This is a genomic window from Heliomicrobium gestii, from assembly GCF_009877435.1.
GTDB classification, from domain to species: Bacteria; Bacillota; Desulfitobacteriia; order Heliobacteriales; family Heliobacteriaceae; genus Heliomicrobium; species Heliomicrobium gestii.
This window is the reverse complement of record NZ_WXEX01000002.1, coordinates 263,823-280,290: the sequence shown is the minus strand read 5'-3', so window position 1 is coordinate 280,290 and position 16,468 is coordinate 263,823. Positions and strand designations below refer to the sequence as shown.

At 52.8% G+C, this 16,468-nt stretch carries 9 protein-coding genes, 1 pseudogene and 2 CRISPR repeat arrays; of the genes and pseudogenes, 8 read left to right on the top strand and 2 right to left on the bottom strand.

The genetic code is table 11. The features are described from left to right. The first annotated feature begins 63 nt into the window (after positions 1-63). From carB to GTO89_RS03260, 3 genes are all read left to right on the top strand, one after another. A complete protein-coding gene (gene carB / locus GTO89_RS03270; protein ID WP_161260637.1) occupies positions 64-3,318 on the top strand; it encodes a carbamoyl-phosphate synthase large subunit in 3,255 nt (1,084 codons plus the stop codon). 132 nt (positions 3,319-3,450) lie between these two features. After that, positions 3,451-4,407: an ornithine carbamoyltransferase gene (gene argF / locus GTO89_RS03265; protein WP_204758160.1), complete on the top strand. Its 957-nt coding sequence runs from the start codon at positions 3,451-3,453 to the stop codon at positions 4,405-4,407. A gap of 181 nt (positions 4,408-4,588) precedes the next feature. Then, a complete protein-coding gene (locus GTO89_RS03260) occupies positions 4,589-5,800 on the top strand; it encodes an argininosuccinate synthase (RefSeq protein ID WP_161260636.1) in 1,212 nt (403 codons plus the stop codon). 158 nt (positions 5,801-5,958) lie between these two features. On the opposite strand, the gene GTO89_RS03255 is transcribed toward GTO89_RS03260, so the two are convergent. Further along, the gene (locus GTO89_RS03255) at positions 5,959-6,534 is read right to left on the bottom strand and encodes a hypothetical protein (protein WP_161260635.1); all 576 of its coding nucleotides are present in this window, start codon (positions 6,532-6,534) and stop codon (positions 5,959-5,961) included. Beyond that, a complete protein-coding gene (locus GTO89_RS03250) occupies positions 6,531-7,157 on the bottom strand; it encodes an amidase domain-containing protein (protein WP_161260634.1) in 627 nt (208 codons plus the stop codon). The genes GTO89_RS03255 and GTO89_RS03250 overlap by 4 nt, the downstream gene beginning before the upstream one ends. Before the next feature lie 245 nt (positions 7,158-7,402). Between GTO89_RS03250 and GTO89_RS03245 the strand changes: the two are divergent. From GTO89_RS03245 to cas6, 5 genes and pseudogenes are all read left to right on the top strand, one after another. Next, positions 7,403-8,081, top strand: a pseudogene (locus tag GTO89_RS03245) (argininosuccinate synthase); the annotation flags it as partial. Between the two features lie 525 nt (positions 8,082-8,606). Next, positions 8,607-9,840: direct repeats of the CRISPR family, unit length 37 nt. 202 nt (positions 9,841-10,042) lie between these two features. Then, positions 10,043-10,288 carry a hypothetical protein gene (locus GTO89_RS03240; RefSeq protein ID WP_161260633.1) on the top strand — a complete coding sequence of 82 codons (246 nt, stop codon included), beginning with the start codon at positions 10,043-10,045 and terminating at the stop codon, positions 10,286-10,288. A 649-nt stretch (positions 10,289-10,937) separates the two neighbouring features. Further along, positions 10,938-12,306: direct repeats of the CRISPR family, unit length 37 nt; unit sequence GTATCAGGAACCGATAATTCCCGTAGGGAATTGAAAT. 316 nt (positions 12,307-12,622) lie between these two features. Next, positions 12,623-13,162 carry a GNAT family N-acetyltransferase gene (locus tag GTO89_RS03235; RefSeq protein ID WP_161260632.1) on the top strand — a complete coding sequence of 180 codons (540 nt, stop codon included), beginning with the start codon at positions 12,623-12,625 and terminating at the stop codon, positions 13,160-13,162. Between the two features lie 176 nt (positions 13,163-13,338). Beyond that, a complete protein-coding gene (locus GTO89_RS03230; RefSeq protein WP_235920200.1) occupies positions 13,339-15,513 on the top strand; it encodes an eCIS core domain-containing protein in 2,175 nt (724 codons plus the stop codon). 36 nt (positions 15,514-15,549) lie between these two features. After that, the gene (cas6, locus tag GTO89_RS03225; RefSeq protein ID WP_161260631.1) at positions 15,550-16,443 is read left to right on the top strand and encodes a CRISPR-associated endoribonuclease Cas6; all 894 of its coding nucleotides are present in this window, start codon (positions 15,550-15,552) and stop codon (positions 16,441-16,443) included. Positions 16,444-16,468 lie beyond the last annotated feature (25 nt).

Here is a 16,468-nt window from a genome sequence, read left to right as displayed (position 1 = left end):
CTTTTTTGCCTCACCCCAGGCTCTGCCCCACCACCACAGCCCCCAACCTAAGGAGGAACACCCTTGCCGAAAGACCAGAAGTTGAAAAAAGTCCTCGTCATCGGTTCGGGGCCCATCATCATCGGCCAGGCGGCGGAATTCGACTATGCGGGCACCCAGGCCTGCAAAGCCCTGAAAGAAGAGGGCCTCGAAGTCGTCCTGGTCAACTCCAACCCGGCCACGATCATGACCGACGCCAACATCGCCGATCATGTCTATATCGAACCGCTTGACGTGCCTTCGCTGACCAAGATCATCGCCCAGGAGCAGCCCGACGGCCTGCTGCCCACCCTGGGCGGCCAGACCGGCCTCAACCTGGCCGTCGCCTTGGCCCAGGCCGGCGTCCTCGATAAGTACAACGTCCGTCTCCTCGGCACATCCTTACAGGCCATCAAAAAAGCCGAGGATCGGGAACTCTTCAAAAAGACGATGCAGGAGATCGGCGAGCCGATCCCCCTCTCGGAGATCGTCTCCAACCTCGACCAGGCCGTCGCCTTCGCCCGCCAGGCCGGCCTCCCCCTGATCATCCGGCCCGCCTACACCCTTGGCGGCACCGGCGGCGGCATCGCCCACACCGAGGCGGAACTGCTCACCATCTGTGACATGGGCCTGAAAAAATCCATGATCGGCCAGGTGCTCCTCGAACAGAGCGTCGCCGGCTGGAAAGAGATCGAGTACGAGGTGATGCGCGACGGCAACGACAACTGCATCACCATCTGCAACATGGAAAACATCGACCCTGTCGGCATCCACACAGGCGACTCCATCGTCGTCGCCCCCTCGCAGACCCTGGCCGACAAGGAATACCAGATGCTGCGCTCGGCATCCTTAAAGATCATCCGCGCCCTCAAGGTGGAGGGGGGCTGCAACGTCCAGTACGCCCTCCATCCCGACAGCGACAGCTACATCGTCATCGAAGTCAACCCCCGGGTGAGCCGCTCGTCGGCCCTGGCCTCCAAGGCCACCGGCTACCCCATCGCCAAGATGGCCGCCAAGATCGCCATCGGCCTTACCCTCGATGAGATCAAAAACCCTGTCACCGGCAAGACGACGGCCTGTTTCGAGCCGACCCTCGACTACTGTGTCGTCAAGATCCCCCGCTGGCCCTTTGACAAGTTCGTCACCGCCGACCGCAGCCTGACGACCCAGATGAAGGCGACCGGCGAGGTCATGGCCATCGACCGCACCTTCGAAGGCGCTTTGCAAAAAGCCGTCCGCTCCCTCGAAACAGGCGTCTATGGCCTGCGCTACCCCGGCGCCGGCGAGTGGACCGACATCGACCTGGAAAACAAACTGAAGCGCGCTGACGACGAACGCCTCTTCGCCGTCGCCCAGGCTTTTCGTCGCGACTGGTCGGTGCGGGAGATCCACCAGGTCTCCAGGATCGACCCCTGGTTCCTGGTGAAGATCAAGAGCCTCGTCGACTTCGAATCGCGCCTCGCCCAGTGGCCCGTCGCCGGCGAGACCCTCCGTGAGGCGAAGACCCTCGGCTTTTCCGACTACCAGATCGCCAAGATCGCCAACATCTCCACCCAGACCGTCCGGGAGGCCCGCCAGGCGGCCGGCATCCAGCCCACCTACAAGATGGTCGACACCTGCGCCGCCGAGTTTGAGGCATTGACGCCCTACTACTACTCCACCTACGAGGAGGAGGACGAGGTCCGCCAGACGACGGGGGAGAAGGTGATCGTCCTCGGCTCCGGCCCGATCCGCATCGGCCAGGGCATCGAGTTCGACTACTGCTCCGTCCACGCCGCCTGGGCGCTCCGCGGCGCCGGCGTCGAATCGATCATCATCAACAACAACCCCGAGACGGTCTCCACCGACTTTGACACGGCCGACAAGCTCTTCTTCGAGCCCCTGGCCCTGGAGGACGTCCTCAACATCGTCGAGAAGGAAAAACCGCGCGGCGTCGTCGTCCAGTTCGGCGGCCAGACGGCCATCAACCTGGCCGAGGGCCTCGCCGAGCACGGCGTCCCCATCCTGGGCACCTCCCTGGAGGGCATCGACGCCGCCGAAGACCGCAAAAAATTCGAGGCCCTTTTAAAGCGCCTCGCCATTCCCCAGTCGGAGGGTCGCTCCGCCACCAGCGCCGACGAGGCGAAGGCCATCGCCGAAGAACTGGGCTTCCCGGTCCTCGTCCGCCCCAGCTATGTCATCGGCGGCCGGGCCATGGAAGTGGTGGAAAACGTCAAGGACCTCGAATCCTACATGGAAACGGCCGTCCGCATCAGCCCGAAACACCCCATCCTGGTCGACAAATACATCCGCGGCCGCGAGGTGGAGGTCGACGCCATCAGCGACGGGGCGGACACCCTGATCCCCGGCATCTTTGAGCACATCGAACGGGCCGGCGTCCACTCGGGCGACTCCATGGCCGTCTACCCGCCCCAGTCCCTGAAACGGGAAGAGCGGGACACCATCGTCGACTACACCCTGCGCATCGCCAAGGCCCTCGGCGTCATCGGCTTGTTGAACATCCAGTACGTCGTCGACGGCCAGGGCAAGGTCTACGTCCTGGAGGTGAACCCCCGGGCCTCCCGCACCGTGCCCATCCTCTCCAAAGTGACCGGCGTCCCCATGATCAAGGTGGCCGTCAATGTCATGCTCGGCAAGACCCTGGCCCAGATGGGCTACGGCAGCGGCCTCTGGCCCGAAACGGCCTATACCATCGTCAAAGCGCCCGTCTTCTCCTTTGAAAAGCTGACCGACGTGGACATCTCCCTCGGACCGGAGATGAAATCGACGGGCGAGGTCATGGGCGTCGACTTTGAACTCCCCTCGGCCCTCTTCAAGGCCATGACGGCGGCGGGCATGAAAATCCCCACTGGCGGCAACCTGCTCATCTCCGTGGCCGAGCGGGACAAAGAGGAGGTCGCCGGCCTGATCCGCGAATTCGCCGACCTGGGCTTCCGCGTCGCCGCCACGAAAGGGACGGCCGAAGCCCTGCGCGAAAGCGGCCTCGCCGTCACCGCCATCGACACCAGCGCCTACGCCGTCCAGGCCGTCCTCGACCAGATCAAAGACGGCGGCGTCCAGTTGATCATCAACACCCCGACCAAAGGCAAAGTGGCCGGCCGGACCGGCTTCCGCATCCGCCGCGCCGCCTCGGAATACCGCGTCCCCTGTCTCACCTCGCTCGACACGGCCTGGGCGCTCCTCGCCACGATCCGCATGATCCGCGAAGGCGACCCGCCGAACTTCCTCTCCATGGGCACTTTCCAGGAAGCCAACTCGGCCGAATGGAGCGCCCGGGTGGAGGGACTGCGGGCGGTCTAAGGAGAAGAAGCTGCTGCCCAAAGCCCATCCCCCAAAAAAACCATCTCCCCAAAACCCCCAACTCCCGAAAAGCTCTATCCCCAATGAGCCCCGGCAGCGCCCCGGAACCTCGCAAGAAAGAAGGAACGCACCATGACGACGGCACAACTGCCCAAACTCAACCCGGCCATGAAGGGCAGGGACTTTCTCTCCCTCCACGACTTCAGCCGCGACGAGATCTTCTACTTCATCGACCTGGCCCGGGAACTGAAAGCCCTGCAAAATGCCCGCATCCCTCATCCGTACCTGGCCGGCAAGACACTGGGCATGATCTTCACCAAAAGCTCCACCCGCACCCGCGTCTCCTTTGAAGTCGGCATGTACCAGCTCGGCGGCAACGCCCTCTTTTTAAGCTCCGCCGACATCCAACTGGGCCGGGGCGAGCCGATCAAGGACACAGCCCGCGTCCTCTCACGCTATGTCGACGGCATCATGATCCGCACCTTCGCCCACAGCGATGTGACCGAACTGGCCCAATACGCCGACATCCCCGTCATCAACGGCCTCACCGACCTCTTGCACCCCTGCCAGGTCCTGGCCGATCTGATGACCGTCGTCGAATACAAGGGCAAGACGGACGGCCTGAAGATGACCTTCATCGGCGACGGCAACAACATGGCCCACGAACTGATGTTCGGCGGCGCCAAAGCCGGCATGAACGTGGTCATCTGCACCCCTGAAGCCTACCGCCCCGACCCGGAAGTCGTCCGCCTGGCCACGGAAGACGCCAAAGCCCACGGCGGATCGATCACCCTGATGAGCGACCCCGTCGCAGCGGCCAAAGACGTCGATGTGCTCTACACCGACGTCTGGGCTTCCATGGGCCAGGAGGGTGAGGCCCAGAAGCGCGCCCAAGCCTTCCAAGGTTTCCTGATCGATGGTACAATCATGAAAGCGGCCCATCCCAAAGCCATCGTCCTGCACTGCCTGCCCGCCCACCGGGGCGAAGAGATCACCGACGAAGTCATCGAAGGCCCCCAATCGGCCGTCTTCGACGAGGCCGAAAACCGCCTCCACGCCCAGAAGGCGATCATGGCGTCGGTGATGTAGGGGAGAAGTACGCGCCTGCGCATCCTAAGGCAAGCCATAAAGCAACCTACAACGTAATCCATAACGCAACCCATAAGGTAATCCATAAAGCAAGCCATAAAGTAAACCTTAAATCTCAAGGCTAGTGTAAACGAGAACACCGAATAAAACTGACACGGATACCGTGAGAGGAGATCGAACCATGTCCAAAAAAATCGTCCTGGCCTACTCGGGCGGCCTCGATACATCGATCATCATCCCTTGGTTGAAAGAGAACTACGGCTACGAAGTCATCGCCATGGCCGCCGACCTGGGCCAAGGGGAAGAACTGGCCCCCTTGAACGAAAAGGCGATCAAGACGGGCGCCACCAAGCTCTACATCGAAGATGTGAAGGAAGAATTCGTCACCGGCTTCATCTGGCCGACCCTGAAAGCCGGCGCCGTCTATGAAGGCAAATACCTCCTGGGCACTTCCTTCGCCCGTCCCCTCATCGCCAAGCGCCTCGTCGAAATCGCCCGCGCCGAAGGGGCCGAAGCCATCGCCCACGGCGCCACCGGCAAAGGCAACGACCAAGTCCGCTTTGAACTGACCGTCAAGGCCCTGGCCCCCGACCTCAAGATCGTCGCCCCCTGGCGCGAATGGGACATCCGCTCCCGCGAAGACGCCATCGATTACGCCAACGCCCGCAACATCCCCGTGCCCGTCAAAAAAGACCGTCCCTACTCGATGGACCGCAACCTCTGGCACCTGAGCCACGAAGGGGCCGACCTGGAAAGCCCCTGGAACGAACCCCAGAACGACCTCTTCCTGATCTGCACCGCACCCGAACAAGCGCCGGACAAGCCGGAGTACGTGGAAATCGAGTTTGAAAAGGGCATCCCCGTCAAACTGAACGGCGAGGCCCTCGGTCCCGTCGAAATGATCGAAAAACTGAACGTCATCGCCGCCGCCCATGGCGTGGGCATCTGTGACATGGTGGAAAACCGCCTCGTCGGCATGAAGTCCCGCGGCGTCTACGAAACCCCGGCCGGCACTGTCCTCTACGCCGCCCACCGCGAACTGGAATACCTCTGCCTCGACCGGGCCACCATGCACTACAAAGAGCAGGTCGCCCTCCGTTACGCCGAACTCGTCTATGACGGCGTCTGGTACCACCCCCTCAGAGAAGCCCTCGACGCCTTCGTCAACGTGACCCAGGAAACCGTCACCGGCGTCGTGCGCATGAAGCTCTACAAGGGCAGCGCCACCCCGGCCGGCGCCAAGTCCCCCTACTCCCTCTACAACGAGGAATTCTCCACCTTCGGCCGCGACGAAGTCTACAACCAGAAGGATGCCGAAGGCTTCATCAACCTCTTTGGCCTTCCGCTGAAAGTGCGGGCGATCATGGAGCAGAAGGCGGGGCTGCGGGGGTAAGCTGGAGAGCAAATGTAAAAGTGGTCAGAAACAAATGGAGCATATCTCGGTAATCATACAAACAGGCCAGGGGACGGAGCGGTTCTCTGGCCTGTTTGATAGCGGTGCAGGTGTTCAGTCTGAAACCCATATTATAAAAAAAAGGGTTTTCAAGGCTATCAAGGGGCGCCATTAAGTATTTCAAACGTCATACTTTCTAGTACCCAATTTCCGTTTTCTCGAATTAAGTTATAGGTTCCTTCGTGTTCTTGTTCTGCGTATGTTTCAGGTTCAAAAGAGCCATCACTATTAATAATCGCCATTTTCATCCAGGCAGTATATATCGCATTAACTTTAGCAGTATCTTCTTGAATATCAATACTCTTAAATATAAGATTTTTGACTCCTCCATCCGTATGTCTAAAGTTATTTACCACCTGATCTTCTACAGCCCATTTAAATTGCTTTTTTCTAGTTTTGTTTAGCTCGTTATTTTTAGAGATTAATTTGTCTGCTTGTTCATCAATAGCATTGTGAATATTAGTTTTGTCATCCGACTTTAATTTTTGGTCTTTTTGTTTTACTTTGGGGATTTTGGGTGCATACTGATATTCCAGGTTTTCGGCAACTGCATTTTTTACTGATTTAATATCAGAATCCCGCTCAATACTAATAGAACCTAACAAGAGTGATATAGTAATAATGCTTATTATCGAAAATATGAATGCCAAATGTCTTGAACTAATCAACTTCATCCCGACCCTTCTTTAATTAACTTGATATGCAAAGACAGAAGTCGTTGCCAGTCAGTATTGTGTGGCCTCAGATGCCAAATTACCCCAAGTTTATCCTTGGAATGGTAATCTGCCCTGTTTCCTGTATATGAAGAATAATAATTATCTGTACCGCTCCATGTTTGTATAGCGGCATGACTTACTCCTAAACCGTTACCAAAATCATAGAAAAATACCGTTGTCTTTGACGTAGAAAGCACAAAACTAGAGTTAGAGTCGGATGGAATAGTAAGATAATTTACCCATCCCCAGCCACCTATTTGAGTTGCTTTTCCTGTGCTTAACAAGTAGTTTCTTAAATCAGTAGATACAGTCCAACTTTTTGAGTTGTTCCATCCGTATAATGTTTCCTTTTCCATAAACCATACGTTTGGAGTGGTTTTGTCCATAGGCATTCCGCCAGCATATAAGGCCTGAGAAACAAAGTTTGTGCAATCTTGGGTATAGGAAGGCCATGCAGTATTACAACTTGTAGCCCATTGGTCAGCATATCGAGCAGCACTTTCTCCATTTATAGCATATGCAGGGTAAGAGAAACAAAATATTATAAGTATTGAACACAAAGAAAATATTTTCTTTAACATTAAAACATTCCCCTTTCTAACTGAACTTTAGTTTGTAAAAATTTGGATTAAAACATTTGCTGTTTGTGGCTGATCTAAACGATTTTTCCTATCTTTTGGGCGAAGGCGGGATAGAAAAATTACCACCTCCTCAATGTTTCAAAAAATGTAAATTATGGAAACTATTTTCTATCTTATCGTGGGGAAATTTGATTGTCAATATTAAAATAAAAAGAACCCGAACCCCGTTTTCGATTCCATAGCACGACCGCAACCTCTGGCAATTACGCCGTGAAGAGGTTGACCTGGCCCCCTTTGAACGAACCCCAGAACGACCTCTTCCTGATCTGCACCGCGCCCGAACAAGCGCCGGACAAGCCGGAGTACGTGGAAATCGAGTTTGAAAAGGGCATCCCCGTTAAACTGAACGGCGAGGCCCTCGGCCCCGTCGAAATGATCGAAAAACTGAACGTCATCGCCGCCCATGGCGTGGGCATCTGCGACATGGTGGAAAACCGCCTCGTCGGCATGAAGTCCCGCGGCGTCTACGAAACCCCGGCCGGCACCGTCCTCTACGCCGCCCACCGCGAACTGGAGTACCTCTGCCTCGACCGGGCCACCATGCACTACAAGGAGCAGGTCGCTCTCCGTTACGCCGAACTCGTTTATGATGGCGTCTGGTACCACCCCCTCAGAGAAGCCCTCGACGCTTTCGTGAACGTGACCCAAGAAACCGTCACCGGCGTCGTGCGCATGAAGCTCTACAAAGGCAGTGCCACCCCCGCCGGCGCCAAGTCCCCCTACTCCCTCTATAACGAGGAATTCTCCACCTTCGGTCGCGATGACGTCTACAACCAAAAAGACGCCGAAGGCTTCATCAACCTCTTTGGCCTTCCGCTGAAAGTGCGGGCGATCATGGAGCAGAAGGCGGGGCTGCGGGGGTAAGCTGGAGAGCTTGCGCTCAATGGTGTTATTCGCAACGGGATAAGAACGGGTAGTTTTGTAAATCACGTATGTTTATAATAAAAACAGGCTAGGGAATCTCTCCTTAGCCTGTTTTTCTATCGTTAGCTCTGGCAATTACGGTTTTGCTTAGGCATAAGCAGGAATTGTGGAAGAATCTATAGAAGGGATAAAAAACTTAGTCGGGGTTCCATTTCGTCGTTTAGATATCATAGGAATGGCCCGGCTTATCGATAACCTATGTAATTTTGAGTGAATCGGTCAAACGATAGAGAAGCATGTACAGCGGGAACACTACGCCAGCAAGGTCTTCCTAATAGCGGCGAATCGGCGATCTTCTCGCGAGCGACGCAGGTCGGTAGAAAACCCTGGTGTCGCTCGATCCGATGAAATCAAGGGTTTGCGAGGGTCAAGGCGGTGAAAAGACAATGAATTGTGGGCTAAAATCGGACTCGCTCGCGAAAGTGGCCCGGAAGGCTTGTGGGATAAGGGCTAGAAGGGCGCGCAGTCTCAGAAGACGATAATTCCCGCAGGGAATTGAAATAGATCGTAGTAACTTCCAGAAGGGATAGATAACCACGTAGGTCTCAGAAGACGATAATTCCCGCAGGGAATTGAAATTATCGAAGAGGCAGGGCGCAGAATCGCTCTAGCCGTGTCTCAGAAGACGATAATTCCCGCAGGGAATTGAAATGCCCACTGTGTCCCATGACAGTCGCCTCCTCTTTCTGTCTCAGAAGACGATAATTCCCGCAGGGAATTGAAATCATTCGGTGTGCGCAGTCAGAATAACGAGATTAAGTTTGCGTCTCAGAAGACGATAATTCCCGCAGGGAATTGAAATTCGCTGTCACGATGGCCCGAAGTAGCTGATGCGCTTCGTCTCAGAAGACGATAATTCCCGCAGGGAATTGAAATAGGAATTGGGAGGTGTTCCGATTGACGAACTAGTCAAGTCTCAGAAGACGATAATTCCCGCAGGGAATTGAAATGATACCGGCAGTCACACCCCAACACAGCCCGGTTCACCAAGGTCTCAGAAGACGATAATTCCCGCAGGGAATTGAAATACGTAGGAAATTGCCCCTGCGTTGCAGTACCGGTGGTGTCTCAGAAGACGATAATTCCCGCAGGGAATTGAAATTTTTTAAACGTTGATTTGCCATGTTGCGGCCGAGTTTGTCTCAGAAGACGATAATTCCCGCAGGGAATTGAAATGCTGTCTTGCGAAGGGCCAGGGCGACAGCTTGATCCTGTCTCAGAAGACGATAATTCCCGCAGGGAATTGAAATCCATGCCGGGTCTAGCACCAGCCACCCAGTAATCACCGAGTCTCAGAAGACGATAATTCCCGCAGTGAATTGAAATCCTGTGGCGCCCGTCCCGGATGTGACGCCGGTGAACGTCTCAGAAGACGATAATTCCCGCAGGGAATTGAAATTTTTTGTTGTATTCACCATCCCAATTTACAAAGTCTTCTCCGTCTCAGAAGACGATAATTCCCGCAGGGAATTGAAATGCCCTTGGCTTATAATCAGCAGCCCGCCGCATCAATGGGTCTCAGAAGACGATAATTCCCGCAGGGAATTGAAATGTCGGCGCTGGCCAACCCATGAAAGACATGGTGGATTGTCTCAGAAGACGATAATTCCCGCAGGGAATTAAATTCCACTCAAGACAATCCCGACATTCTTCACAAACCGTGTCTCAGAAGACGATAATTCCTGTAGGGAATTGAAATGCGGACTCATGTTTACCGCAGGGATTCGAAATGAATAAGGATGGATGGGATTCGTCAGGTGTGCCTAACGGTGACAGGAAGCAATAATTCCTGCGGGTACATGCTATCTTTAACAGGCTTAGTGTAAGGGTAAGTTAGATTTAACTAAACATGATATACTTGAAACAGCCGAACAGTTTAAATGCCTTAAGGGGGGCTTTCCATGAACGATAACAAGTTCCAAAGCCTCGTGCTTCAGGCGCTACGGGATTTAAAAGATGGGCAGCAGCGTCTTAAAAGCGAAATACGCGGTGAAATAAATTCACTCAAGCAAGAAATGAGTCGTCGATTTGATCGCCTGGAACGGAGCCAGGAAAATAATATAAAGGGGATGCTCAAAACGATAAATCGTAAGATAGACGATGTGCAGGAAGACCAACGGTCTACTACTGCCATTATTGGGACATGAAGTAAAATTACGCTCCCTTTCCCGACGGCGTGTGTGAAGTGTGGAGAAGGTGGCAGTCATCCACCATCCGATTCCTGTTTTGGCGACGGCGATTCACGATCAAGAGGAAAACCCTTCGCCATCATCCACGTTTCCTCATTCAACGTCAGAGGGGTTAGGCTGGAGAGGTTGTACTCAAATAGCTAGATAAACCTCGGCATAAGTTTTTGTAGGAGCGCACAGTTTTTTCTATAGCTGGTTCCGGAATTTAGAGTTTTTGAATGGATGTAGGCAGGAATTATGGAAGAAATTACAGAATGGATGAAAAGCATGATCAGCGATACTGTTCATCCTCGGCACATGGATCATCTGCACATTCGTGCGATAGCTCGGACGGTGACCGCTGTAAATTTGCGTGAGTGGAGCGAATCGATAGGGACGCATATTCAGCGGGAATGCTATGGCAACGAAGTCTTCCCGTTAGAGGTCCATTAGAGATCTCCTCGCGAGCGACGCAGGTCGGCAGAAAACCCCGGTGTCGCTCGATCCGATAAAATCAAGGGTTAGCTGGGGTTAGTCAGGTGGAAAAGCAGTGAATGAAGAGAGAAAAACGGACTCGCTCGCGAAGGGGGTTGGGAAGGCTTGCGGGATAAGGGCTAGAAAGCCCCGCAGTATCAGGAACCGATAATTCCCGTAGGGAATTGAAATTTGTAAAGCGTAAACATTTCGGCGGCGTGGTCTAGTATCAGGAACCGATAATTCCCGTAGGGAATTGAAATTCGGTGGTGAAACGCGCGCGAATTTGAGACAATTTCTCCGTATCAGGAACCGATAATTCCCGTAGGGAATTGAAATACGATCACGTGCCACCAGCCGGAGAGGAAAACGCTGCGTATCAGGAACCGATAATTCCCGTAGGGAATTGAAATGATAGCAGTAACCTTCTGCTAAACAAAAGGGCACTAACGTATCAGGAACCGATAATTCCCGTAGGGAATTGAAATTTCATCCTCTTGAGGTCGGCGGCGAACATCATCAGGCTGTATCAGGAACCGATAATTCCCGTAGGGAATTGAAATACTACTTTGGCGGCGTCTCCGTAGACATCCGAAAGTATCAGGAACCGATAATTCCCGTAGGGAATTGAAATGCCTTGATAAGGTGCTGTCAGATCAGGTTTTGAAGAACAGGTATCAGGAACCGATAATTCCCGTAGGGAATTGAAATGCCACCCCCGGAAACTCCGACCACTCCCGTCCATGTATCAGGAACCGATAATTCCCGTAGGGAATTGAAATCTCGTACTTGGGCAATATCTCCCGCAGCCCTTCTTGTATCAGGAACCGATAATTCCCGTAGGGAATTGAAATGCAATTTAAGACCATGCTGAAGGATATTATGGCTAAAAGTATCAGGAACCGATAATTCCCGTAGGGAATTGAAATTGGCACGTGAAAAAGATCTTGCCTTCGTTGCTGCCGGTATCAGGAACCGATAATTCCCGTAGGGAATTGAAATTAAGGCACAATATCCGCGCACCCATGCACCCGGCACAGGGTATCAGGAACCGATAATTCCCGTAGGGAATTGAAATAACACTGCCCGCCCGGTCGACTGCACCGCACCGCTTCGAGTATCAGGAACCGATAATTCCTGTAGGGAATTGAAATGTGGCCACAAAGATTTTGTTGAACAGTTGAGCGACGTAGTATCAGGAACCGATAATTCCCGTAGGGAATTGAAATGTACCGAACGAATAGTTAGGTGGAGAAGGAGGAGCAGGGTATCAGGAACCGATAATTCCCGTAGGGAATTGAAATCCCGCGCCTTGCAGGCCTCCTCCCACTGCTTCACCGTATCAGGAACCGATAATTCCCGTAGGGAATTGAAATTCAACAAACTGAATAATGTCATTAAACGCAAAGTGTCTGTACCAGAAAACGATAATTCCCGTAGGGAATTGAAATACGAGGTTGGAATTGCGGGCTTCGTTGATGATTGAGTACCAAAAAACGATAATTCCCGTAGGGAAATAAAATTTGTTAAGTGTAAATTGATAAGCGATGTCGTTGTTTCGTATCAGGAAATCGACAATTCCCGTAGGGATTTAAAATCGCAAGATATTTAACCCCAAAGTGTGCACCCTATACATTGACAACATAAAGGACATATCTAAACTTCCATGAAACACTTAAATACAAGAAGGAAGATGTAACCCCTGCAATGTTGCTCAGCATAACAGAAAAGCCATTTGCTTTAATAGCGAATACTTTCAATTCAGCGCGACATATTAAGGTGTATAAAAATCAATAAATAGTATCTTTTAGTAAATTGCAAGTTTAGGAGGCAAAATTCATGCCACAAGTTAACATAGGAAACATAGTTACTTTAGATGTAGCAAAAAAAGAGGAACTACCAAAATTTAAAAGAGACTTACAGGAAGCGTTTGCGGTATCAGTGGTTGAAACATTTGGTTCTGACTTAGATGAACCCATTCCTTCTGATAAAGATATAGAAGAATCGTTCAATGCCGCTGGAGCTGTTATCTATCATATACTCTCAAATGGAAAAAAGGCAGGCGGTGCTGTACTTATTATCGATGAAATGACACAGCATAACTCGTTAGCTCTTTTTTTCATATCCGTAAACGAACACGGTCATGGCATTGGCTATAAAGCTTGGAAGGCCATTGAAGAAAAGTATCCCGAAACCAAAGTTTGGAAAACTCATACACCATACTTTGAAAAACGCAATATCCATTTTTATGTGAATAAATGTGGATTTCAAATTGTTGAATATTTCAATAAACATCACCCTGATCCACATACACCAGATGATAAAGACGTACCAGGAGGGGAAGATTTTTTTAGATTTGAAAAGGTCATGAAGCGATAAATTCCAATTTGCAGCCCATTTTCGACACGCCAAAGTGTTCCACCAACGTACTAAATTTAATTCCAATCGCTGATTTTATTAAGAAATAAGATGTATTCACTGGAATCAATTCGAATAGAAACAAGGCTACCCGTGTTTTCTTATCGATTGCCGTTGATGGTTCTTGGAGGTGCAAGATGTCGGAACAGGAAAACGTAAGTGTATCCAAGAAGCGGAACAGCGTTTCCGAATCAAGGGTAACCAGGACCAATCCGGCAAGGACGAGCGCTCCCTCAGCGCCCACCGTCCTGGGCGCGAGGGCGTTTCCGGAACCATTGAGTCCTGCGGAGATTATGCAGCTCCAACGTGTTATCGGTAACCGGGCAGTGATGCAGCTTTTAGAGAGTAAAGACAAAATGAATCAACGACATACGAACGAAGATGAAAAAACAAATACAGAAGAGTCTCGAAACCATAAACTAGCCGAGACTATCCAGAGAAGAGAAAATAACACAGGAATGCCCGATAACCTGAAGTCCGGCGTGGAGAGCTTGTCTGGCCTTAGCTTAAGTGACGTAAAGGTTCATTATAATTCATCGAATCCGGCTAAGGTTGGGGCGTTGGCGTACACACAGGGAAAGGATATTCATGTCGCGCCGGGGCAGGAGAGGCATTTGCCCCATGAAGCCTGGCATGCGGTTCAGCAGAAGCAGGGTAGAGTAGCGCCTACCCTGAGGATGAACCAAACCGTGCAGATAAATGATGACAAAACGCTCGAAGCTGAAGCGGATGTCATGGGCGCAAGAGCCCTGCAGATGAACCGGGCCGAACATAACGAGACCAGTCTTCAGGGAAAAGCGGATTCGGCTTTTGAACAGAACAGGAGTTCGCCACCTGATCCCCAATCCGGCATTATCCAACGCATGCTGGTTGGCTGTGAGCTGGAAACCATGGTGCCTATCTACGAGAATGGAACACGCCCGGATCATGTGGATGGTTACAAAGAACAAAACACGACCTACACCCATCAGAATGTGGATGGCGGGCTGAGCAAGCCATTGGGAGAGGGCTTTGCGGTTCATGTCGATAGCTCTTCTCTGGCCCACAGAGCGGCGCTTAACCTGCTCAACAAGGGATCGCGCATGCATATCGCAGAACTTGTGGCCAAACCGGTGTCAAGCAGGGAAGCGCTGCTAGCCAACCTGCAGATCGCCAAAAACTACCTCTCTGTGTTTGAGGGCACGCGAGAAATCACAGGCGCCCATTACAGCATGGGATGGCCCACACCCGCCGGCGATTGCTTGAGTAAGGAGGCAATAACCGTCCCGCGCGACACATTGGAAGATAGTTTCGCCAAGGATTACGCGTCAACCAAGAGTCAGCTTTATAGCGTAAGCACGCAGCTCACCTTCCAGGGAACTCCGGATAAGCTGGCGGAAATCTCCAATCTGGATACGCGTGAGTATGTGGCCGGTAAAACCGTAGTGGAAGTGCCAAAGAAATACGGGAAAGGGATGGATAAGAGAATCAGAGATGTTAAGAAGGAGGATGTCATCGTCAATCGCGCCAGTATGGCAGAAGCCCTGGGGATGTCCGGGCGTCTCGGAGAAAGCTTAGTTGCAAGAGCGATCGACGTGACGGTGAAGATTTTCAAGGATGCCCTTAGTTTTCTGCAAAAGCCGCAGTTGGGGACGGTCAAAAACGCCGTCAGTTACCTGATCCGCTCCGATCTCGGACGGATGTTTGTCGATCAGCCCCCCGAGGCTCGAAATGGGTTCGCGACGAACATTGCAGAGGCCATTCAAACGCTCACCCCGGAAAGGCTGGCTATTCCCCCCAAGCTGCTTGAAACGATCTATGACACCGAAAAAAACGCGATCAAGCTGCATGATCAATCCTTCAAACTGCTGAAAGGATTGCAAGGGGAAGAACTGTCTGGGGAGTTGGAGCATGTAAACAAAAGCTTGACGAAAAGCATCAAGGACTTTGCGACAGAAGATACCGGCTATTACTATTGGCCATGGGCGGCGGCGATGGAGTGGCTGGCCAATGAGGTCAAGGGCGCGGTTCAATCGGAGGCCCATGATGTGACCGGTCCATTGCATGGGCTGCAGAATCTGGGGTTGCTGGCGGAACGAGATCACGGCGAAGAACTGCATGAGCGCCAAGCGACCGGGCAAGTTGCCGCCGATTGGGCGCAAAGACCGAACGATTATGAGTGGCCCGAGGAAGAAGGCGCTACAACAGCGACACAACCCCCATCCACGAATCCGGGCGTTGTCTTTGAAGATCGCACATCGCTTCAAATCGATATCAGCGGGAGTACACTTCCCGCCGAGATTGTCGAATCCCTCAATCGAGTTGGGTTTTAATCGGGGGCAAGATCGCGCGAAAAAGGAGATGTCCCATTGCTTCTCAATGCAACGCTCGAACTGGAAGCACCGCCGCAGACAACCATCCCGGAAGAAGGCGGAGAAAAACTGCACGGCCTGTTTTTTGATCTGCTAAAAAGCGTCGATCCCGACCTGGCGACATCGATCCACGATCAGGAGGGAAAGCCCTTTGCCATCTCGACGCTGCGCAGCCTGGCCCGGCGTTCCTCCCCGACCACGCCTTCCGAAACTCCGGTCTCCGCCGCAGAACGATCAGGACAAAAGAACGCCCGTCGCTGGCGATTCACCATTCGTTCCCTCGATCGGCGGCTGAGCGAGGTCATCGACCAGGCGGCAACGGCCTGGGAGGGGAGGGCGGTTCGGATCGGGAACACGCCGCTGGCGATCCGCGCCATCGGGATCACGAAAAAAACCTATGAGCAGTTGTACACGGAAACGGAATGTCACAACCCCATCCATGTTCGTTTTCTCACGCCCACAAGCTTTCGACAGCGGGGCACGCAGGTGGTGCTGCCGATCCCCGAATTGGTCTTCGGCAGCCTCCTTCGCCGCTGGAACCAGTACAGCCCTATGCCTTTTCCCGAATCCTTAGCCGAAGAATTTGCGGCGATCCGCATCCGCAAACACAACATCCGCACCGAACTTTACCGGTTTGACCGGTATAAAATCATCGGCTTTGCCGGCGATGTGGTCTTCGAGTTCGCCACGACCAATCCGGTCACCCCCATCCTCTTCAATGCGCTGGCGCGCTTTGCCGAATACAGCGGCGTCGGCTACAAAAGCACGATGGGCATGGGCGAGACGCGGATCATCCAGTCGACCTCTGAACGGACACGACGGAACATGCTGCCGGTGACCTGCTGCGGTGACCGCCTTTCGGTAACGCCGGTTTCTCCCGCCGCGAACTGAAGAGGGAATTCCCACCGGGAATATG

Excerpts from the sequence above, each read along its gene's own strand:
- GTO89_RS03235 (WP_161260632.1), top strand. The coding sequence starts at position 12,623 with ATGCCACAAGTTAACATAGGAAACATAGTTACTTTAGATGTAGCAAAA.
- GTO89_RS03240 (WP_161260633.1), top strand. The coding sequence starts at position 10,043 with ATGAACGATAACAAGTTCCAAAGCCTCGTGCTTCAGGCGCTACGGGAT.
- GTO89_RS03230 (WP_235920200.1), top strand. The coding sequence starts at position 13,339 with ATGTCGGAACAGGAAAACGTAAGTGTATCCAAGAAGCGGAACAGCGTT.
- argF (WP_204758160.1), top strand. The coding sequence starts at position 3,451 with ATGACGACGGCACAACTGCCCAAACTCAACCCGGCCATGAAGGGCAGG.
- GTO89_RS03250 (WP_161260634.1), bottom strand. The coding sequence starts at position 7,157 with ATGTTAAAGAAAATATTTTCTTTGTGTTCAATACTTATAATATTTTGT.
- GTO89_RS03260 (WP_161260636.1), top strand. The coding sequence starts at position 4,589 with ATGTCCAAAAAAATCGTCCTGGCCTACTCGGGCGGCCTCGATACATCG.
- GTO89_RS03255 (WP_161260635.1), bottom strand. The coding sequence starts at position 6,534 with ATGAAGTTGATTAGTTCAAGACATTTGGCATTCATATTTTCGATAATA.